Source organism: Streptomyces sp. NPDC002889, from assembly GCF_042888425.1.
Taxonomy (GTDB): domain Bacteria; phylum Actinomycetota; class Actinomycetes; order Streptomycetales; family Streptomycetaceae; genus Streptomyces.
In genome coordinates, this window is the sequence record NZ_JBIAPT010000037.1 from 40,843 (window position 1) to 60,794 (window position 19,952).

The window sequence follows — 19,952 nt, forward strand, 5'->3', positions numbered from 1 at the left end:
AGTCGGGTGGCAACGTTCGGAGTGTTCAAGGGATTTGGCGGCAGGGTCTGTCGACAAGGGTCCTCGCGTGGGTGGCGCCAGGGTCGACAGGCGGGCAGGTTCGCTTTCTTATCCGATCGCGTCTGTGCCGGTGATCACGTTAGGTTGGCGTGATGGCTGAGCTACGAACCGATCGTCTTGTGCTCCGTGGGTGGCGGGAATCCGATCTTGGCCCGTGGGCGGCGATGAATGCCGATCCCGAGGTCCGCGAGTACTTTCCGGATGTGCTCACGCGTGAGCAGAGCCAGGCGTCCGCGGCTCGCTTCCAGGCCGATCTCGACCAGCGGGGCTGGGGCTGGTGGGCGGTGGAGGTGGCGGCGACCGGCGAGTTCATCGGGTTCACCGGGCTAGATCCGGTCGATGAAAACATGCCGTTCACGGGGGTGGAGACGGGCTGGCGTCTGGCGCGCTCGGCCTGGGGGCATGGCTATGCGACCGAAGCTGCCCTGGTGGCTGTGACCTTCGCCTTCGAATCGCTTGCCTTGCCGGAAATCCTGGCGATGACGACGGCCACCAACCTCCGGTCCCAGGCGGTGATGCGCCGCCTCGGTATGACCCGCGACCCCGCCGACGACTACGACGACGTGAGCGTGCCTGCTGGGCCGCTGCGCCGGAACGTGGTGTATCGGCTCTCCAGCACGACTCTTCGGCGAACGCGGCCGGCATCGCGCGCGGGCTGCAGTACTCACCGGAAAAGCGATTGACGCCCGCCGGCGTCCGGCGATCGGATGGCGGTCCATGAGCACAGGGCAAATGCATCCCGGCCTGCACCCCATTGACGACGACCTCGTACGGCGGCTGATTGCCGGGCAGTTCCCGCAGTGGTCGGGCCTGGCGGTGGAGCGGTTTCCGTCCGGCGGCACGGTCAACGGCATGTACCGGCTGGGCGACGGCATGGTCGTAAGGCTGCCGCTGGTGCAGGGCGGAGCCAAGGACGTATCGATGGAGCAGGAGTGGCTACCACGCCTCGCGCCGCGGCTGCCCACGGCCATCCCCGAGGTGCTCGGGGCCGGGGAGCCCGCCGAGGGGTATCCGTGGCCGTGGTCGGTGTACCGGTGGCTGGCGGGGGAGAACCCCAGGGCGGGGGCGCTGAGCGAGCCCGTGCTGCTGGCCAAGGACCTTGCCGAGTTCGTGGCGGTGATGCGGAGCATCACCCTGCCAGGGGCGCCGGTGGCCTACCGTGGCGGGCCGGTCGCCTCGCTCGACGCGTCGACCCGGGCGGCGATCGGGGAGCTCCGCGGGATCCCTGAGGAGGGCGTCGACTGCGATGCTGCGGCTGCCGTATGGGAGGACGCGCTGCGGGCCCCGGGCTGGGACGGGCCGCCGGTGTGGCTGCATGCCGATCTGATGCCGGGCAATCTGCTGGTGGATGGCGGCAGGCTGACCTCGGTGATCGACTTCGGGTGCATGGGGGTGGGCGATCCGGCCTGCGATCTGTTCCCGGCGTGGAATCTGCTGTCGGCCGATGCAAGAGAGGTCTTCCGCGAGACGCTCGGCGTGGACGACGCGACCTGGAACCGCGGCAGGGGGCGGGCGCTCTCGCAGGCGCTGATCGCGCTGCCGTACTACCGGGGGACGAACCCGGCGATGGCGCACAATGCCCGGCACGTGATCCGGGCGGTGCTGGGAGAGCACTGAGGCCCTCCTGAAGAGCTCGTGGACGGCTGGCGGCAGCTTCTCCCGTCGGCACCTGTTCGCCGAAGCCAGACGACATCTGGCCGAGACGCTCCGTAGCCGCTGTCACCAAGCGTCACCAACCCGGCCTGGACGACTGGGCCGCAGGGTCCGTCCCGATCGCGCCATGGCCAACCCGGATAATGAGACCCGACGTGGCGGGTGATGTTAGGTGCGAATGTTGCGGATGCGGCTTTTGGTTGGGCTGGTCCGGGGGCTGAGCGAGGTCGGCAGTGTGTAGGTGTGAGGGGGCGGGGCGTGGAGTTGCTGGACAGGTCGGATCCGGGGGCCGTTGGGGGCTATCCGCTACTGGCCAGGCTCGGTGAGGGCGGCATGGGGCGGGTGTATCTGTCCCGGACTGTGGCGGGGCGTCCGCTGGCGTTGAAGACGGTGCGTGCCGAGTTCGGGCAGGATCCGGGGTTCGAGGAACGGTTCGCGCGTGAAATCCGTAACAGCGACCGGGTGCGTTCTCGTTGGACCACTGCGGTGGTGGACTACAGCCCTGTGGGGCAGCGGCCGCAGTGGCTCGCCACGGAGTACGTGCCCGCGCCTTCCTTGGCTGAGTGGGTACAGCGGTACGGCCGGCTGCCCGAGCGGTCCGTACTGGCTCTGGCGGTCGAGATGTGCGGGGCGCTGGGGGCGGTGCATGGGGCGGGTCTTGCGCACCGGGACGTCAAACCGTCCAATGTGCTGTTGGGCCGCCGTAGTCCCTTGCTCATCGACTTCGGGATCGCGCGCGCCACGGAGGACTCGCGTCACACACGGACCGGCGGGGTGATCGGTTCTCCCGGTTATCTGGCGCCGGAGCAGGCGAGTGCCGGGGGTTCGGGTGCGCCGGCTGACGTCTTCTCCCTGGCTGCCGTGCTGGTGTACGCGGCGACCGGAACGGGCCCCTTTTCCCGCCGGGACGAGGAGGCCTCGGCCGCGGTTTTGCTGTACCGCATCGTGCACGAGGAGCCAAACCTCGACGGGGTTCCGGCGGTCCTGGTCTCGCTGTTGCGGTCCTGTCTGGCCAAGAACCCGCAGCAGCGGCCCACGGTCGGCGCCGTCGGCGCGCTGCTGGAACGCCTGGGCAGCCGTACCGGTACCTGGCCGCAACTGCTGCCCGAGGCGCTGGCCAGAGATATCGCGGTGCGGGAGGAGGAGGCGCATGCGCTGGTCTCCGCCCCACTGCAACCGCCGCCTGCGGCGTCTGGATCAGGTGAGGCTGTGGATGCCCCGGCCTCCGACGGAGTAGGGGACGCCGACCTGTCGGCTACCGGTTTCCTGCGAGGGCGGTTGTCCGGCCGTACCGCATGGATGGTCGCAGGGGCCGTTGCCGCGTCCCTGATCGCGACGACGGCCACGCTCGCCCTGCAGCATCCGCCGGACAATGATGCATCCGGCGGGACGCCTTCGCCCTCTGCCACCGTCGCTTCTCTGCCCGCATCCTGGGCGGGTGCATGGGTCGGCACCGGCCCGGGCACCCCATCGGCCGACGGCATCACCCAGGCCCGGACCAAGCATTTCACCGTCACCTTGACCCTCCACCGGGCACAGCGGGGTGAACTGGCGGGCAAGCAGGTCAGCCACGTGACCGAAGTGGGCACCGGCCGTGACCTGGGCTGCACCGAGGCTCTGCAACTGCGGGAGATACGCAGGACATCCATGGTCTTCGAGGCGGTCACCAGCCATCCCACCGACCAATCGACCGCCGTCTCCTGCCCTGAGGGCAATATCTACGTCGTCACGATGACCGGCCGCGACACCTTGGGCCTGGGCGACGAAGGGGCGCAGTCCGCCGGCGCGCCGTCCACTCTCACCCGGCGCTGACGGGGCGGCCGTCGGCTTGGTGGAACCGCTGTATACCGAGCCTGCCGGCAGCGGCCACGACACTCGCTGAGGGATATGTCCCGAACGGTTCCCTCACCTGGGCGGTACTGCCGGGAGTGTGGAAGCGGGCGGCGGGCACCCGCTCCCGGGCAGGTCGATGCCGAGGACGCGGGCGCCGGACGCGAGGCAGCCGGTGAGCCGGGCCAGGGGTGTGATTTGGCCGGGCACATCGGCGACCCTCCCCCTCGTAGCGCGCGTCGCCTACCTCGTCGAAGACCTCTGTGGCGGACGCGCCGCGGGGCGGGGAGCCTTGCTCACTTCACCACCTCCGTGTCGTAGAAGCAGTAATGGCCCGTAATGGCGGCCACTTCGCGTTTCGGATCGAGGTAGGACCAGACCAGATCGTCCGCTCCGGGCACCGACCAGTAGGAGGCGCTGCCCTTGAACGGACAGTAGGAGCTCGCGGCGGAGGGGATCAGCAGGTCGGTCCGTACGTCGGCGGGCGCCAGGTAGTACCGAACCGAGCAACCCGTTTCGCGCAGGACCAGGGGCCGCCGGCTCTCGGCGAGCAGCCGACCGTCCCGTACGACGCGGACATGCTCGCTGCCCAGCTCGACCGTGATCCGATGGCCCTCGCCCTTGCCCGCACCTTGGGGCCCTGGCCGTGGTGAGTGTGAAGTCATAACGAGATCAGCGTTCGGGCGGGACTCGGTGTTCCCGACCACGCTGCCTGACCGGAAAAGTTCGAAGCGGTGCCGCCTGAATGGGACGGAGCGGTCACGGAACCTCGGCCATCGGCCTGCAGTTGCGGAAACCGTGCGTGCTGCCGCAGGCGTGGATATTCATGCCCGGGAGGGCGGGCACCGTCGCGGTGAAAGTGTCAGGCCTCCACCACGTCGCGGCAAGATCAGCGGCGAGGAGGTTCTGGAGATGGTGCGCGACATCCAGCGGTCGGCCATCTACTGCACGCACCCTCGGCGCCGGCCCATCGGTGGACCGCTCGCGGCGCACCCGTAGAGCCCGCTGCGCGAGGGTGCGGCGTCGCACCGACAGCCTCTGTGCGCTGGCGCCTTGGCCTGCTGATCAACCACCAGCCGAACCGCCAGGTGAGCAGTACTGCAATGAGGCCCGGCGCTCACGGTCTCTCCGTGCGCATGGACGTTGCCGGAGTTCCGCTCGCAGCCTTTGATGTGCTTCTTGCTGGAATCGGCCGGCCACGTCCTTCGGCCTGTGGCGTCGTTTGATGAGCCGTAGCCCGAGTAGTGGGCGTCGGTTCCTTGTCGCTCAGGCATGTCATGCCCGTGTTCGTGCCGGCCTCGCGCGGTCGAAGCTGGTCAGGCCGTAGCGTGAGTTCAGCGTCCGGAATTCCTTGCCGAGGCTGGGAAAGAGGCTGGAAGCATGGGGGCCGCCGAAGGTGAAGAGCAGCGAGCCGATGCGCTGCTCCTGGTCCTTGGCCATTGTGCGTATCAGGGCGAGTTGCGGTGCAGCGGGTGTGCCCCACCGCGGGCGCGGTGGGGCACGAGGCCAAGATCTTCACAGGCGTTGATACATGATCTGCCTCCGGTGTCTTCCCACGGGCGTTCACTTGACGATGACGTCTCCGGCGGGCTCGGGTGTGTCGGGGGCTGGAGTGCTGCCGGTGTCGTCCTTCTGCGGTTCGGCGGGCCCGGCGGGCTCGGGTGTGTCGGGGGCTGGGGTGCTGCCGGTGTCGTCCTTCTGCGGTTCGGCGGGCTCGGGTGTGTCCGGGGAGGTGTCGGTGTCGGTGTCGTCCTTCTGCGGTTCGGCGGGCTCGGGTGTGTCGGGGGCCGGGGTGCTGCCGGTGTCGCCCTTCTGCGGTTCGGCGGGCTCGGGTGTATCGGGGCAGGGAGGGCCGTTCTTGCCGCCGCTGCCGGAGCCGCCGCTGCCGTTATTGCCATTGTTGCCGCCACAGCGGCCGTTGCCGCCGCGGCCGCCGGCGCCGCCTGTACCGGTGCCGCCGGGCGCTGTGCAGATGGTGGCGTCGGTGCCGGTGCCGTTGCCGCCGTTGCCGCCGTTGCCACCGTTGCCGGGGCGGCAGAGGTCGTCGTGACCGTCATGCCCCTTGTGGCCGCCGTGATCATTGTGGCCTCTGTGGTCATCATGGTCTTTGTGGTTCTTGTGACCGTCATGGTCCTGGTTGCCTTTGTGGCTGCCACGCCCTTCGTGCTTCTTGTGGCCGTCGTGTTTCTTGTGGTCGCTGTAGTTCTTATGATTTTCGCGATTCTTTTGGTTCTTATGGTGGGGGGTGGTTGCCGATTCTGCCGTGCTGGGCGTTGTTGGTGTTGCGTAGGCCGGTATCAGGACTCCGCCGGCGGCCAGGAAGGCGGAGGTGGCGGCTACGGCCAGGCGACGTGTCCAGTTGGTGTCGTTCATGAGGATCTGTGTCCTTCTTTCGTGCGATATCACCAGGGTGAGAATGGGCGAGAACTCGGTTTTTCTTGGCGGGTTCGTGACGTTGGCACGGGAGTCCGGTAGGTGGCGCGGATGTGGCGCTGGTTCTTTCCGGGGCTCTTGCTTCCAGTGGGCCCGAGTGGCGGAGCCTGGTCACGTTCCGACAAGTCGTGGCTTGACGCAGCCCAAGGGCATCGGATAGCCGCCCGCTCATGGGTGCCGGTGCGTGGGTGCCTACGGCCGCGGCCCGGCGCGCCGCCTTCCGGGGCCCTGTACCGGGCTGTGTCCGCCCCCGTTCAACAGCTCGTCGATCAGCCAGCCCCCAGGCGCACTGCATTGACCAAGAGCAGCGTCACCGCCCCTGGCGACACGGCCCGGATATCTCCCGCGCTGTGAACACGCGGCATCTGACCCGTCCGCGCTCTGCGGGTCGCGTACCTCGCAGCATCTGCACCGGCACATGGCACGGGTCCCTGGGTATGACCCACGGGCGCCCGTGACTCCAGCACCATCCGGTCTCATCTGCCGGTTCGACGCGCGCCACGCTTGTACGGGCCTCAGCCAGTCGACAAAGCCGGTTCACGAGTTGGGTTGCGGGGGTGGCTTGGGCCCTGTGTTGGGTGGCGGTGCCCCGTGCGTGCGTGGTGGGCCTGCTGTGTGTGTCCGGGGTGGTGTGTGGGCTTTTACTTGATGTTTTTGGGGTGTGTCAAGTCACGTTTTGTCGGAACGTGACGGTGGTGTGTGGGTGGGGCGTACTGGAGGTGCGGCCTCGCCGGAAAGGGGTGAGGCCGGACGGTGAATAGGGAATTCCTTTCCGAGGGTTTTTCCTTTTTACCGGCTGGTTGTTCCGTTTCCGGGGTGTCTTTCAAGGGATTCCCCCTTTGTATCGGTAGGAGAAAATCATGACTCGTCAGGTTCGTACTCACAGTGGTGCCCGTTCCGAGCGTCGGGGTCTGCGTCTTGCGACGTTTTTCGCTTCGGGTGCTCTCATGGCCGGGGTTGCCATTGTTCCTGCTTCTTCCGCGATGGCGGCGCCGATGCCGGCCTCGCCGGCGGTGAGTCTCACTGCGCATGTGGACAAGCACGACCACAAGCATGACAAGAAGCACGAGAACAAGAAGAAGGACCACAAGAAGGGTGAGAAGCACGGCAAGAAGCACGACAAGAAGGACGAGAACAAGAAGGGCGACAACAAGAAGGACGACAACAAGAAGGACCCCCAGGACGACAACAAGAAGGATCCCAAGGACCCCGCCGGCGGCTTGGACGACGACAAGAAGACGGGGGGTGCCGGTGGCGATGGTGGCGCTGGTGGTGTCGAGGGCGGCGCCGGCGGTAACGGGGGTAAGGGTGCCGACACGGGGGGTGCCGGCGGCAACGGCGGCACCGGTGGTAACCAGGGCGGTGCCGGCGGTGACGGCGGTACCGGTGGCACCGAGGGCGGTGCCGCTGGTGACGGTGGCGCTGGTGGTGTCAAGGGCGGCGCCGGCGGTAACGGCGGCGACGCTGTCTGAGGCGGCAGCCTTGTTGCTGCCTCGGCTCCGGCGGCCCGGACGGTCCACCCCGTCCGGGCCTCCGGCCGCTTGATCGCGCCGGAGACCTTCGGCCCCCAGCGCACCCCACGTATCCGCATGAACTGATCGAGACCCAGCGAGACCTGGACTGTACGGACGCGGCGCTCACCACACCGCGGCCGATCCGCTAGCGGGGTCGTCCCGGGGGACGTGATCGCGGCACCGCAGGAGCACGCCCGCCGACGTCGGCCGCTGGCTGGACCCGACATCGTCCAGCCCTGATGCGTGAGTCAAGCCGTCTGCGCGACCGGCACGCTGGGCGTGAAGACCCGGTCGTCGCGACGGAGTGCCCACAGCACGCTCGCCCGTCGGCGGGCCAGTGCGAGCAAGGCCGAGGTTGGATCAGCTCCTCGGCGCGCTTCTTGAGGTAGTACTCCCGCGAGCGGGCCGCATCATCGCGGACATGTAGAACAGCCAGCGCAGGCAGCGGTCGTAGCGCTTGGGCCGGTGGTAGTTGCCGGTGCGGCAGCCGGAGTCGCGGCCGGGGGCGGTGCCGACGACTTGGGCGTTAAGCCCGTCGCAGCCAGCGTGACGCCCGGCCTGTCATGTTTGCATGCTGGTCCCCTGCAGGCTTCCGAGGTATTTCACTGGTTGGGTTCAGCCGCGCTGATGTCGCCCAGTGCGGAGCTGGGGTCGCGCTCGATGGCCAGGTCGCCGAGGGAGACAATGCCCACTGAGCGCCTGTTTTCGACGACCGGTAGCCGACGCACTGCCTGCTCCCGCATCAACTGCACGGCGCGGTAGATGTCGGCGTCGGGGGACACAGCGACCAGGGTCGGCGCTGCACGCCTCCGACACGCTCGTGTCGTCGACGTTGCGGCCTTCGGCCAGGACTCGCACCACCAGGTCCCGGTCGGTAACCAGACCGCGCAACTTCTCATCCTCCACGACGAGAACCGCCCCGATGTCTTCGTCGCGCATCCGGCGGGCGACCTCGGTCACCGCGGTCTGCGGTCCCACCGCGGCAGGCGTACCCGTCATGATCTCGCGGACCTGCTTGGCCATTATGCGGCTTCCCCTTCTCTGTGGAGGTCGTGGACGCTCGCGGTGAGTGTGCCGTCGTGCTGTTCGTAGTGGGACAGGGCGAGGCCGAGCCCGAAGAATGTCGGGGCCCATTCGCCGACGAAGATGCCCCACCTGTCGGCGCGGGCGATGCCAGCGCCGGGTTCGGCGTTGAGGCTGGTTGCCCAGGTGGCGATGGAGAGGCCGATGGATGCCAAGGCGGCCATGTAGGCGTGTTCGCTGCGGATGCCTATGTCGTGCATCTTCTGGATGACCATGAGATTCTCCGTTCGATTTGAGGGCGCTTCATAGCGAAGTGCCCCAAATCGGAATCCCTATGCGGCTCGCTCGTCGAAACTGGCGAACCGGCTAGGGCCGGGAGACGGGCCCCTACGCCCTGGGAAGTTGGGGTGGCGCCGCCCCCAGTCGGGGGCGCTGCGGTGGGCTCGAGTGTCGCTGAGGTGCCAGCTGCCGGGGTTGGGGAGCGGGGCGTGGGGCGTGGGGTACGGGCCGCGGTGGCGGCGGCAGTGTGCGGCATGGGCGATGGCTACTGGACGTGTGGGGGACGGGCGCGACAAGGCCCCGGGACGGCGGAAACACGCAGTCCAGGGGCCCGCTCTCAGGGTGGGCCGCCCCTACATGTTCTTGCGTGCCTTGCCCTTCATCTCCTCGGCCGTACCACGGACAGTCTGCTCCGTCTCCGCGGCCTTCTGCTTGGTCTTGCCCGCCAAACGGTCGGAAGTGCCCTTCGCGCGCAGGCTCTCCTCACCCGTCATCTCGCCGGCCTTCTGCTTGGCCTTGCCGACGGTCTCCTGGGTCTTGCCGCGAATCTTCTTTCCCTGTGCAGCCACGTGAATCAGCCCCTTGAGCGTCCGACGATTCCTCCGGCTACGTCATGTAGCTACCTCGGAAAGGTCCTGCCAAACGCCATCTGGCGGCCCCGTCCCTGGCGGCATTCGTCCTCGTCCTAGTCCTCGTCGTCCTGGGCCGGCCACGGGCAGCGGCGCAGCCTCCGATGAGCACGGCACCGCTGCCCGCTCTCGCCGCCGCCGAGCCGGATTCCGATGGCGGCATCCAGGTCGGCGACTGGGTCGCGGGCGGGCGTGGGGGTCGGGGTCCGCCTCGATGGCGCCGCCGCTGATCCGCGGTGTCGCAGCCGTGCCGCAGGACGACATGAGAATGCTCGTAGGCCACCTGGTAGGACCCTGGACGCTCACTTGCCCACTCAAGAACCTGTCCGTAGAAGATGGCAGCGTCAAAGGCGTCCCTGGTCCGTAGCTCCAGCCAGGCAGAAGCCGGGCGGGCGCCGATCCTCCACCCAGGCTGAACCTTGCCCTCCCAGATTCCGAAACCCGCGCCGTCACGGTCCGCGGCCAAGGCGGCCCGTCCCGCAGCGAGTCGGGCCGGTCGCCGGCAACCCGAGAGCCGGTGGGATCGCTGGTGCGCAGCCGCATGGTGTCCTCCGCGCCGGGCCGCCGGGCGAGAACCGGTGCCCGCGTTCAGCACGTGTCTGCTTCGTCTTGCGCGAGCCAATCCTTTTGACGGGGTGCTGGGCCAGGTCTGCCACCGCAGCCTGGTCGCGCTGTTTCCGGCTGCCCCCAGTCGGGTGGGCTGCCCGGGACGGTGTAGGCAGCGGCGGGTGGCGGGGAACGCATCGGCTATGGCCGGGCAATACCGGCTGCTGGGCGAATGTGAGAGGAAGATGGCATGGCACATGGCGGAAACGTGATTGAGGAGCTCATGGCCGACCACCGCGAGGTCGAGCAGCTCTTCTCCCGGATTGAGGCGCTGCCGACCGGGGACATTGGCCTGCGTGGCTTGGTGGACGAGGTCACGATCGAGCTCGTGCGGCATTCGGTCGCGGAGGAGCAGTACCTGTATCCGGCGGTCCGCGAGCACGTCGACGGCGGCGCGGAACTCGCGGACAAGGAGATCGCGGAACACGCCGAGGCCGAGAAGCTCATGAAGAAGCTGGAGCAGATGAGGGTGGACGACGCGCAGTTCCACCCCACCCTGCAGAAGCTGATGGATGACGTCAACGCTCATATCCGTGATGAAGAGGGACAGCTGTTCCCACTTTTGCACCAGGTGTGTACGCCTGATGCGCTGGAGGACCTGGGCGACAAGATCCGCCGGGCCAAGGCCATGGCCCCTACCAGGCCGCATCCCTCAGCCCCCGACACGCCGCCCGTCAACAAGCTGCTCGCACCGGGCGCGGGGCTGGTGGACCGCGTGCGTGACTTCGTCACCGGCCGCGGCAAGTCCTGACCCCAGACACCGGCGGTCGGGAGCGGACGCTTCCCACCGGCGCCTGTGACGCAGCTCCTGTCACGGGTCAGGGAGGGTCGCATACGCTGACACGCCGTACGCGACAGCGCGACCGGCTCACGCACGACAGACAGGCCCGGGCGCGCGTGAAGGACGGTGCACATGCCCGGTGATCTCTCGCCAGTGATAGCTGCCGCCGCGCGCTGGCTGCTGACCGCCTTCCCGGCAGCAGCCGGCGCCCTGAACTACGCCCTGGCCGAAGCCCAGGCACGGCAAGCGGCCACCGTCGCCGCCGCCCTGCGCTACCCCACGACGCTCGACATTGAATTGCTGAACCTGTTGGGCCCCGGCGGTTCCGACCGGCTGGACGCGCTCACCGGCGCTGAGCAGCAGAACATGGAAGAGGCGGAACACTCCTGGCGCACCTGGGTCGACGAAACCGTCGTTAGCTGGGCGGCGAATCTGCTCGCCGACCCCCGTCTCGCTGCCACGGCGGAAGCCGCCTTGTCCACCACCGAGCACGGCGCTGGCAACGCCGGGGACCCACGCCGACTGACCATCCCCAGCCCCCGCGATCACCATGCCGCGCCCCTGCTACGCCACCCCGATCTGCTCAGCCCGATCACCAGCCTTCATCGCGCTGCCCTGCTCGAACTACTTGAAGCCGAAACGGCCGGGCCCTGAACCAGTGAGCTGGCCTGCTCGAGAGCCGTCATTTTCAGCGCCTCGCGGAACGCAGTGCCGACCTTCAGTTCTGCAGCCCGGGACCCCGGGCTCCGCACGGCGCGAGCGTCTTGTCGGGTGTCGCCTGTCCGCCAGCTCCCACGTCGGTCCGTCTGCTTGCGGTTCCTACGACAGGGAACTGCCCGGGAGCGTTCTCGCGTCGGTCATCTCCGGGAGGGGCGGCTGGCCCGCCGGGTCGCGCCGCCGCCTGGCGCCGTAGACAGAAGGTACGGACGACGAAGCCAAGGGCCGGTCCAGCCCGGATTGCGGCTGGGTCATGCGCGGGGAACTCCGGCTGCGGTACTGGCTGACCGGAACCTGCTGCTCGTGCGATGAGCCCACGGTTGTTCCTCCTGCCGTCGTCGTCAGGCCTCGAGAGCCATGTGCTGGGGCCCCCAAGGGCGGCCGCGTGACACCGCCATCCATGAGCCCAACCGTGTTAGCCGTCGGGAGGCCTCGGTCCATTCACATTCCCACTGCGGTGCGTCCAACGCTTCGCCCACAGACGTGGCCGTCCGCACACCCCTGCAGGCGCCCGCTGTGGAGGGCAAGGGGGCAGAGTGGTCGCAAAAGTAACGAGGGTGCCACAACGTACAGCGGGGTGTCTGAGGGATTTTCTCCAGCAGGGTGAGCACAGCGGGATCGGCAGAGGTCACCGCCACGCATCGATGACGAGTCCCTGACCTCCGGCAGTGAGACACCGTTCGAGCTTCTTGCAGCGGCGGCAGGGCGGCCACATCGAGGTCCCCCCGATGGTGATCACCAGCCCCGACTACGCGGTCGGCAACTGAGAACCGGCAGCGTCATGACCGGCTGCAGCGGCGAGCCGATGCCCGAACTGCGTACCGACCGTCTCCTGCTCCGCCGGTGGCGGGAGTCCGACCTCGAGCCGTGGGCGGCGAACGCAGAGCCCGAAGTCCGCAAACACCTCGGGGGACTGCTGACGCGTGAGCAAAGCGATGCCGCGGCGGCATCCATGCAGGCCAAGTTCGACAACCGAGGCATACTGCGCTCACGTTCAGACCTATCGAGGCATTCGTCAGTCCGCACTCGGCCCACCCGCCTATTTATTCGGGGCAGTGACGGTGAAGAGTCCTCCATCCGGGTCGCACAGTGTGACCTGTCTTTCAGTGACCGAGCTGGTCACGGGTGAGGCAAGACTGCCCGACATGCGCTGGGCCTCCGCGACGGCGGCCTCCAGGTCGGCGACTGGGAAGTGGACGTGCCATCGCGGGCGGACGTGGGGGTCGGGGTCCGCCCCGATGGCGCCGCCGCTGATCCGCGCGACGGTGTCGTAGCCCTGCCGCAGGACGACATGAGAATGCTCGTAGGCCACCTGGCAGGACCCGGGACGCTCACTTGCCCACTCAAGAACCTGCCCATAGAAGATGGCAGCGTCAAAGGCGTCCCTGGTCCGCAGCTCCAGCCAGGCAGGAGCCCGGCGGGCGCCGATCCTCCACCCCGGCTGAACCTTGCCCTCCCAGATCCCGAAAGCTGCGCCGTCACGGTCCGCGGCCAGGGCGGCCCGGCCGCTGCCGAAGGAGAGCGGGCCTACCGCGACGGTGGCGCTGCGCTCACGAATCCGTTCGGCTGCCGCATTCGCGTCAACCACCGCGAAGTACGGGCTCCACGCGACCGACGCAGCCTGGCGAGCGAGAACCCCCAGCCCGGCCACCGGCGCACCGTCCCGAAGAGCCACACAGAAGTCCTCGCCGCGCCTGTCAGGCCGGAAATCCCAGCCAAGGACGGCACCGTAGAAACCCTGCGCCGCCCGCAGATCCCGGGTCAGCAGACTGACCCAGCAAGGAGCACCGAATACCTCGTCACTGGACACCGCCACGACCACACCGAACCTCTCCGCTGCGCCGCCCGGGGGCTCGCCGGCGCCTCGTGCGCCGCGGTCATCCGGCGGAGGAACGCCGTGAGAGTACCCGCCACTGGCGCTCGGCTCGACGCGACACCCCGAGAGTCCCAGCCAGCACCGCCTTCGTACGCACCGAAAGAGGGCCGGGCCAGTCGCCACGGCGCACACACGGACACACTCATCCGGTTGCCCGCACCGCCACCAGAGACGCCCAGGGCCAGACGGCCACGACCCCAGTGGTTGATAGGTGAGAGCGGCGCGTTCTGGCTCGAGTTCTGCGGAGTGTGCACGCTGAGTGACTGGTGCGGGACACCAGCAATAGTCAGCTGCTGCTTCCTCCAGCATCGCGCCAGACGTCCTGCGCATGTCCAACCGACTGCGGACCTACCTCAGCCCCGCGGAGGGCATCGCCCCCGGTGAGCGCACGGCCCGATTCCGCATCGGCCCAGATCAGCCAGTCCTCGACGCGAACGGGCGCAGCCGCATCTCCATGGAAGACGCGGCCGTCGCACTCATCGACGAGGCAGAGCTGCCCCGCTTCTTCCAACGCCGCTTCACCATCGGCTACTGAGCCAACCTCATTGGACCGACGCCTCTGCCGGTCGGACCTGGAATCCGTATCTCTGAACGAAGGCGACCTGGTCGAGGTGACCAGCCCGCGCGGCGCCCTGAGAGGACACTGGCGCGTCACGGGCATCCGACCCAGCCTGCTGTTGTGCGGGATGATGACGGAGGGCCAGTTTGAGGTGGTCGCCAAGGCGCGCGAATGAAGCCGCAGGCCGGGGTCCGGGCTGAGGTTCAGGTGGAGATTGCTTCGAGCAGGTCGCCGACCTTGGGATCAGGCAAGGCGCGGGCGACATCTGCTTGGGAGACGATGCCGACCAGGGTGTGCCCGTCGATGACGGGAAGGCGGCGAACCTTATGCCGGCTCATGGTCCGCAAGCCGCATTGCCGTCTCAGTAGGGCTACCGAAGGCCGACGGCCAACGCCGAGCGCGGTACGGGCGAGGGAGCGCGGGTCATCGCTCATCGGGACTGGCGGGGCTGCCCTGAGATGGGTCCGGAGCTTGCGCGGCCCAGAAGGCAGCCCGGGTGATCTGGTCTTGACCCAGGCCTGTTTCGACGGCGAGCGCATAGAGGCTGAGTCCCCGTGGATGGGCCGCCATCGCGCGGGCCACCTTCCCTGCCCATAGCTCGGCGTCCACGAACGGGCGTTCTCCGCTCCGCTTTACCAATTCCGTCAAGTGCTCCGGCGAGCACCCCACCACGAGCCGTCCGCCGTCGAGCGAGGGGTCTCGTGGGTGGATGAACGAAGAGTCCGGTACGTGCGTGCAAAGCCCCTGCTCCTCCGTAGCAGGAGCACCGCACAGATCACACTGCGCCGACGAGCCACCGCTCCGTCCAGCCCTATTGCCGTTCACATGACCTGCCTACCTCAATTCGGCCTCGCGAGCCTGCGGACCGGCAGCCGTCAAGGTGCTCGCCGAGCCGACGGGACGGATGCGCTCCCTGTGGTGAAGCTCCCCGGCATCACCCCCAGGCACGATCGGCATCGGTTCCTCCTTTTTGCACCAGGGCTTGGGCCAAGAGGATGATGATGGTGGCTGCGCCGTTGTCGGGCTCCTGATCGCACGTTGAGCGGTTGTGGAACCTCGTGGTGACGAAGCCGTCTGGTACGGGGCCCTGCTCGGGGCCCACTGGCTCCAGATGCCTGAACGGGCCGGCCAGAACGGCATCGTCGAGCGCGCAGGTGAGTGCGGCCGGACCGCGGTGGTCATCTGCTCGACAAGCTGTCGTGACGGCTGTCGCATTGACGGTCGGTCGACCGTCCTGAGGTCTGAAGACGCTCAGGGTGGCTGCCGAGCCCTCCCGGTGAGGAGCATGAGCGGTACGGAAGGGCTTCATGGTCCCGACTCGGCTGCTGCCTACTCCCGCGTCGGCCACCTCGTGCGCGAACACCTTGTCCAGGTGATTTCCACGCTGTGCGCACCAGCCATGATGGTGCTGGGGCCGCGCATTGACGGCGTGGGCGACAAATCAGTTGCCGGATCCGCTGACGTGTTCGGTATGCCCTGCCGACGAACGGGCTCCCTCAGCTCCTGAACCCAGCGCCAGGTGTCAGCCGCCTACCCCCTGACTCCCGATCCGCCCCACGACCGGCACGTTGGCGCTGGCCATACTGCTTTCGCTGCCACATCGGTGCCACGCCGTACGGGTAACCACGAACGCTGCGCCGTGAACTTCCAGCTCCCTGGACTTTGCGATTGCAGTAGCTGATTGCGTGCCATTTAGGGCGTTTTCTTCCCGTCCTGCGGGTTACGCGCCCCTGGTAGCCAATGACGGGAAGCAGGAGGCCAAGATGATCACCCAGGAGCAAATTCCCACCGTGCTGGAGCATCCCGTCCAGGACATCGACGGGAACAAGATCGGCGACGCCAAGCATGTCTTCCTCGACGATGTCACCGGCCGACCGGAATGGGTCAGCGTCAAGACCGGCCTGTTCGGCACCAGGGAGTCCTTCGTCCCCACACGTGAGGCCACCATGGTCGAGGACCATCTCGAGGTCCCCTATACCGCGGACACAGTCGAGGACGCGCCCAACGTCGACGTCGACGCCGGCGGCCACCTCTCCGAGGAGGAGGAGCACCGCCTGTACGAGCATTACGGCATCGCCTGGGACGAAGCCTGGCAGCAGGCCAATCAGCCCGGACAGGGCGGATGGGCGCACACCGGCTCCCAGGCCACCACCGACGCCACCACCACCGGCACCGCTCTCGCCTACGACGACACCACCGCCTCGGGCATCGCCCGGAGCGGCAAAGAGCACGTCGACCCCACCGCGCAGCCCAACTACGACGACGCCTCGGGCATCGCCCGCTCCGGGGACGATGAGGCAATGACGCGGCGCTCGCAGGAGAAACTGCGCGTCGGCACCGAACGCCGTCACGCAGGGCGGGCACGGCTGATCCAGTACATGGTCGCCGACGAGCAGCGGCAGAGCGTCCCTCCGCGACATGAAGAATTCCGGGTGGAACACGAGCCGATCAGCAGCACCACTGGGGAACAGGCCCTGACCGGGCCGGAGATCCCCGACGCCCAACACGAGGTCCCCCCGCATGAAGAGCGGATCGAGACCGAAAGCGTCGACGAAGACGACGGCCCCCGACGCTGAGCCCACCCCGGCCCTCAGGGCGTCGGGGGAACGTTGGTGCCCGCCGGTGAACAGGGTGGTCTGCCGACGGGCACGCCGGGTGGTGGTCTCACCACCGCTGCGCCCGGCGCGCCCAAGCGGATCAGCTGCCAACTGCGTGGGTTCGGCAGCCCAGTGTCTTTGGTGGTGATGTTGGGTTTCGTCTGGGGCGGGGTGGGTGGGGGACGGCTGGTCGGCGACCCGGGCCGGCGATGCTTGCCCATGCGCTCGATGGTCCAGGCCGCAACCGGGGTCGGCCGGGCGGCAAGATCCCTCGCCCGGGTGCGTACCTCGTCCACGGCGGTTCGGGCCTGACGTGCTGGCCGCGTGGCTGCGGGACGGGAGTGTGGCAGCGCTCCTGATGCGGCGGTGCGCATCGGGAGCGCCGCAGGGTTTCGTCGAGCTGGAGGGCGCGGGCGACGGCTCGAGAACGGCCGGTGTGACGCCGGCCAGGTTGCCGCGTTCGAGTTTGGCGTAGTACTCGACACTGACCGCGGCCAGGGTTGCGACCTCGCTGCGGCGCAGGCCGGGGACGCCGCGCCGAGGCCCGACGGGCAGTTCGGCCCGTTCGGGGGTGATCTTTGCTCGCCGCGAGGTCAGAAACTCGCGGACCTCTTCACGGCTGTCCACACCCCGACCGAACGTCCCATGGCGCGGGAGGGATGTACCAGCAGCACACCCTTCGATGATGCCTGGCTGCCCGCGCGGAAAGCGGGTTACCTGGATGACGTGGCACTTCCCCGCCCCGCCGTCACAGGGGGCGCAAGTGGTGCCCGGTCCCGGCACGTGGACAGCAGCACGGTCCCGTCCCGGGCATGCAACCGCACTCGGCGCCGGTCGGTACCGCCCCCGCATCGGACGCCCCAGCACGTAAGGAACCCCTCATGCGCGGAGCAGTGATCTACGCCCCCGGCGACGTCCGCTGGAAGACGCTTGACGACCCGAAGATCCTCCAGCCGACCGACGCGATCATCCGTACGGCCGTCACCTGCGTGTGCGGCTCGGACCTGTGGCCCTACCGCGGCCTGGAGCCGATCGGCGACCCGCACCCGATGGGGCACGAGTACGTCGGTGTCGTGGAGGAGGTCGGTAGCGAGGTCACCTCGGTCAAGCCCGGCCAGTTCGTCGTCGGCTCCTTCGCCACCTCGGACAACACCTGCGCGAACTGCCGGAACGGCTGGCAGTCCAACTGCCTGCACCGCGAATTCATGAGCACCTGCCAGGCCGACTACGTGCGCATCCCCAACGCCCAGGGCACCCTGGTCGCCACCGACGAGCACCCGGCTGATGAGTTCGTGCCCGGTCTGCTGGCCGTCTCTGACGTGATGGGGACCGGCTGGTATGCCGCGCTGGCCGCCGAGGTCAAGCCCGGCTCGACCGCTGTGGTGGTCGGGGACGGCGCGGTCGGTCTGTGCGGGGTGATCGCCGCCAAGGAACAGGGCGCGGAGCGGATCATCGCCATGAGCCGCCACGAGTCCCGGCAGCAGCTTGCCCTCGAGTTCGGTGCGACCGACGTCATCGCCGAGCGCGGCGAGGACGGCGTTGCCCGCCTCAAGGACCTCACCGACGGGATCGGCGCCGACTCTGTCCTGGAGTGCGTCGGCACCGCGCAGGCTATGCGGCAGGCCCTGCACTCGGCCCGGCCGGGCGGCAACGTCGGCTTCGTCGGCGTCCCCCACGACGTGCAGATCGACGGGCAGGAGCTGTTCTTCTCCCATGTCGGCCTGCGGGGCGGCCCCGCGCCCGTGCGCCGCTACCTGCCCGACCTGATCGACCGCGTCCTTTCGGGCCGGATCAACCCGGGCAAGGTCTTCGACCTCACCCTGCCCCTGGAGCAGGTCGCCGAGGGCTACAAGGCGATGGACGAGCGCCGCGCCATCAAGGCTCTGCTCACCCCCTGACCCGCGCGCCTCCATCGCCTGGGGCCGCCCTGTTCTCAGGAAGGACTTACCGGGAATCCCGACTGGGAGCGCAACGGTCGCGATGTTGGTGCTCTGTTCCCTGATGCGGTCCGCGGCGCTGGTGTTCGACGGGTCGTCGGCAAAGTGTCCTGTCGAACTGCTTCCGCTGCCGCCCTCGGTGGTGTTCGCGTCACACTCGCCGTGCAGGTTCAGCAGAACGGCCTCGGTGGGGTGGGCCCCGAGGAAGTCACGGGCCCTGGTGAGCACATCGTCGAAGTTCGCGTTCTGGTACACGTCGGTGTGGTGGATCGCCGGCCCGTCGCTGTGCTGCACCGGCCACGCGCACCGAACACGCTTGCCGGTCGGCCTCGTTGTCGGGGTGGAGCGGCGCAGCCGCCCGTCGGCGGCTGCGCCATGACGGCCCGCTGGGGGCACGGGTCCCGTCAGGGAGTCGCGGTGGGGTTGATCCCGAGGATCACGGTGCCGATGACGCCCTGGCTGAGCGTGCTGCCGACCAGCGTGATGGAGAGAAGGGTCGCCGAACCGCCGTTGCGATAGATGCCGTCCTGCGCGTTGAGGGTACGCCGGGCCGTGTTGGTCCGGTACGGAGCGAGGGCGGCGACCTGGGTGTTGTAGTTCTCGGGGAAGTACAGCTGCCCCGTGTGGGTCACATGCCCGCCCTCGTACTCGCCGCCGGAGACGGTGCCGCCGACATGCGTCTTGAGGTGGATGTGCAGGGCGCGGCCCGCGTACCAGCCGGGGTAGATGGTGGTGAACTCGGCGACGCCACTGGCGTCGGTCAGCTGTACGCCGCGCAGAAACGTGGTGTCGGGCGTCGAGCCGCCGGCGACATAGCCCGAGTATTTCCCGATCGCGTCGCACTGCCAGATGTCGACGGCGATGTTCGGGAGCGGGGCGCAGGTCCTGGTGTCGACGACCGTGGTGCGCAGGGTGAGGGGCACACCGGCCTTGCCCTCGGTGATGTTCTTGCGGACCGTCTCCAGATCCAGGTAGTAGGGGCCTTCTGTCTGTTCGGGTGTCAGTACGCACGCGGCCTCGAGTGCCGCCGCGGCCGGCGCCCTTCTGTCCTGCGGGCTCTTCCCGAGCACCTCGGGGGCCGCGAGTCCTGCGGCGGCCAGGGTCAGTGCGGAGGCGCCGAGTCCGGTGAGTACCGCGCGGCGGGATGTGTTCTCGCGGCCGTTGGACGGCTCGCCATGGGGCTGGGGGTTTTCGCTCATGACTGACAACGTAGTCATAGGACATGTCCATGACAACAACTCCTTTTTGGCCAAGCGCATCCGGATCCGGTGTCGGCGCGGCTTACAGCGTCTCGAACAAGCGGGCGGCGTTGCGCAGCCGATGCCGGAAGCCTGCGCGTCGTTGGTGGAGGCTGCTAGCGCATTAGGGTCTGTCGTCAAATGATCTTGCGTGGTGGATCATGGTCGGGTGATACGTCGCCATGAACTGTCGGATGCCGAGTGGGAGTTCGTCCGTCCT

At 68.3% G+C, this 19,952-nt stretch carries 16 protein-coding genes and 5 pseudogenes; 10 read left to right on the forward strand and 11 right to left on the reverse strand.

Going from position 1 to position 19,952, the window contains the following annotated elements; all coding sequences use genetic code 11:
• Nucleotides 1-152 precede the first annotated feature (152 nt).
• The 3 genes from ACFYWI_RS35715 (at nt 153) to ACFYWI_RS35725 (ending at nt 3,525) form a co-directional block, all read left to right on the forward strand.
• Nucleotides 153-743 (forward strand): GNAT family N-acetyltransferase, encoded by a 591-nt coding sequence (locus tag ACFYWI_RS35715; protein WP_389239954.1) that lies wholly within the window; start codon nt 153-155, stop codon nt 741-743.
• Nucleotides 744-777: 34 nt separating this feature from the next.
• Nucleotides 778-1,677 (forward strand): aminoglycoside phosphotransferase family protein, encoded by a 900-nt coding sequence (locus ACFYWI_RS35720; protein ID WP_389239955.1) that lies wholly within the window; start codon nt 778-780, stop codon nt 1,675-1,677.
• Nucleotides 1,678-1,971: 294 nt separating this feature from the next.
• Nucleotides 1,972-3,525, forward strand: a complete 1,554-nt coding sequence (locus ACFYWI_RS35725; protein ID WP_389239956.1) for a serine/threonine-protein kinase — start codon at nt 1,972-1,974, stop codon at nt 3,523-3,525.
• Nucleotides 3,526-3,839: 314 nt separating this feature from the next.
• On the opposite strand, the gene ACFYWI_RS35730 is transcribed toward ACFYWI_RS35725, so the two are convergent.
• The 3 genes from ACFYWI_RS35730 to ACFYWI_RS35740 all read right to left on the reverse strand — a co-directional run bounded on the left by ACFYWI_RS35730 (nt 3,840) and on the right by ACFYWI_RS35740 (nt 5,916).
• The gene (locus ACFYWI_RS35730) at nt 3,840-4,208 is read right to left on the reverse strand and encodes a DUF427 domain-containing protein (protein WP_389239957.1); all 369 of its coding nucleotides are present in this window, start codon (nt 4,206-4,208) and stop codon (nt 3,840-3,842) included.
• A 610-nt stretch (nt 4,209-4,818) separates the two neighbouring features.
• Nucleotides 4,819-4,983 (reverse strand): hypothetical protein, encoded by a 165-nt coding sequence (locus ACFYWI_RS35735; RefSeq protein ID WP_389239958.1) that lies wholly within the window; start codon nt 4,981-4,983, stop codon nt 4,819-4,821.
• Between the two features lie 123 nt (nt 4,984-5,106).
• The gene (locus ACFYWI_RS35740; RefSeq protein WP_389239959.1) at nt 5,107-5,916 is read right to left on the reverse strand and encodes a hypothetical protein; all 810 of its coding nucleotides are present in this window, start codon (nt 5,914-5,916) and stop codon (nt 5,107-5,109) included.
• A 1,091-nt stretch (nt 5,917-7,007) separates the two neighbouring features.
• On the opposite strand from ACFYWI_RS35740, the gene ACFYWI_RS35745 reads away from it, so the two are divergent.
• Complete coding sequence (locus tag ACFYWI_RS35745) at nt 7,008-7,448, forward strand: hypothetical protein (RefSeq protein WP_389239960.1); 441 nt, start codon at nt 7,008-7,010, stop codon at nt 7,446-7,448.
• A gap of 290 nt (nt 7,449-7,738) precedes the next feature.
• Here the strand turns inward: ACFYWI_RS35745 and ACFYWI_RS35750 are convergent.
• The 4 genes and pseudogenes from ACFYWI_RS35750 to ACFYWI_RS35765 form a co-directional block, all read right to left on the reverse strand.
• Nucleotides 7,739-8,006, reverse strand: a pseudogene (locus ACFYWI_RS35750) (IS110 family transposase); the annotation flags it as partial.
• Between the two features lie 86 nt (nt 8,007-8,092).
• A pseudogene (locus ACFYWI_RS35755) lies at nt 8,093-8,513 on the reverse strand (CBS domain-containing protein).
• Nucleotides 8,513-8,788, reverse strand: a complete 276-nt coding sequence (locus ACFYWI_RS35760; RefSeq protein WP_389239961.1) for a hypothetical protein — start codon at nt 8,786-8,788, stop codon at nt 8,513-8,515. Before ACFYWI_RS35760 ends, ACFYWI_RS35755 begins: the two are co-directional and overlap by 1 nt.
• A gap of 357 nt (nt 8,789-9,145) precedes the next feature.
• On the reverse strand, nt 9,146-9,361 hold the full coding sequence (locus tag ACFYWI_RS35765) for a CsbD family protein (RefSeq protein WP_389239962.1): 216 nt from the start codon (nt 9,359-9,361) through the stop codon (nt 9,146-9,148).
• Between the two features lie 856 nt (nt 9,362-10,217).
• On the opposite strand from ACFYWI_RS35765, the gene ACFYWI_RS35770 reads away from it, so the two are divergent.
• The 3 genes and pseudogenes from ACFYWI_RS35770 to ACFYWI_RS35780 all read left to right on the forward strand — a co-directional run.
• On the forward strand, nt 10,218-10,778 hold the full coding sequence (locus ACFYWI_RS35770) for a hemerythrin domain-containing protein (RefSeq protein ID WP_389239963.1): 561 nt from the start codon (nt 10,218-10,220) through the stop codon (nt 10,776-10,778).
• A 162-nt stretch (nt 10,779-10,940) separates the two neighbouring features.
• Nucleotides 10,941-11,462: a hypothetical protein gene (locus ACFYWI_RS35775; RefSeq protein WP_389239964.1), complete on the forward strand. Its 522-nt coding sequence runs from the start codon at nt 10,941-10,943 to the stop codon at nt 11,460-11,462.
• An 868-nt stretch (nt 11,463-12,330) separates the two neighbouring features.
• A pseudogene (locus tag ACFYWI_RS35780) lies at nt 12,331-12,504 on the forward strand (GNAT family N-acetyltransferase); the annotation flags it as partial.
• A gap of 60 nt (nt 12,505-12,564) precedes the next feature.
• Here ACFYWI_RS35780 and ACFYWI_RS35785 read toward each other — a convergent pair.
• Nucleotides 12,565-13,341 carry a VOC family protein gene (locus tag ACFYWI_RS35785; protein ID WP_389239965.1) on the reverse strand — a complete coding sequence of 259 codons (777 nt, stop codon included), beginning with the start codon at nt 13,339-13,341 and terminating at the stop codon, nt 12,565-12,567.
• 388 nt (nt 13,342-13,729) lie between these two features.
• Between ACFYWI_RS35785 and ACFYWI_RS35790 the strand changes: the two genes are divergently transcribed.
• Nucleotides 13,730-13,936: a hypothetical protein gene (locus ACFYWI_RS35790; protein WP_389239966.1), complete on the forward strand. Its 207-nt coding sequence runs from the start codon at nt 13,730-13,732 to the stop codon at nt 13,934-13,936.
• Between the two features lie 227 nt (nt 13,937-14,163).
• On the opposite strand, the pseudogene ACFYWI_RS35795 reads toward ACFYWI_RS35790, so the two are convergent.
• Nucleotides 14,164-14,307: pseudogene (locus tag ACFYWI_RS35795) on the reverse strand (CBS domain-containing protein); the annotation flags it as partial.
• A 1,416-nt stretch (nt 14,308-15,723) separates the two neighbouring features.
• On the opposite strand from ACFYWI_RS35795, the gene ACFYWI_RS35800 reads away from it, so the two are divergent.
• A complete protein-coding gene (locus tag ACFYWI_RS35800; RefSeq protein WP_389239967.1) occupies nt 15,724-16,536 on the forward strand; it encodes a DUF2382 domain-containing protein in 813 nt (270 codons plus the stop codon).
• Nucleotides 16,537-16,939: 403 nt separating this feature from the next.
• Here the strand turns inward: ACFYWI_RS35800 and ACFYWI_RS35805 are convergent.
• Nucleotides 16,940-17,184: pseudogene (locus ACFYWI_RS35805) on the reverse strand (helix-turn-helix domain-containing protein); the annotation flags it as partial.
• A gap of 254 nt (nt 17,185-17,438) precedes the next feature.
• Here ACFYWI_RS35805 and ACFYWI_RS35810 point away from each other — a divergent pair.
• Nucleotides 17,439-18,455, forward strand: coding sequence for a zinc-dependent alcohol dehydrogenase family protein (locus tag ACFYWI_RS35810; protein WP_389239968.1), 1,017 nt, complete (start codon nt 17,439-17,441; stop codon nt 18,453-18,455).
• 443 nt (nt 18,456-18,898) lie between these two features.
• Here the strand turns inward: ACFYWI_RS35810 and ACFYWI_RS35815 are convergent, their stop codons facing one another.
• On the reverse strand, nt 18,899-19,693 hold the full coding sequence (locus ACFYWI_RS35815) for an intradiol ring-cleavage dioxygenase (protein ID WP_389239969.1): 795 nt from the start codon (nt 19,691-19,693) through the stop codon (nt 18,899-18,901).
• Nucleotides 19,694-19,952 lie beyond the last annotated feature (259 nt).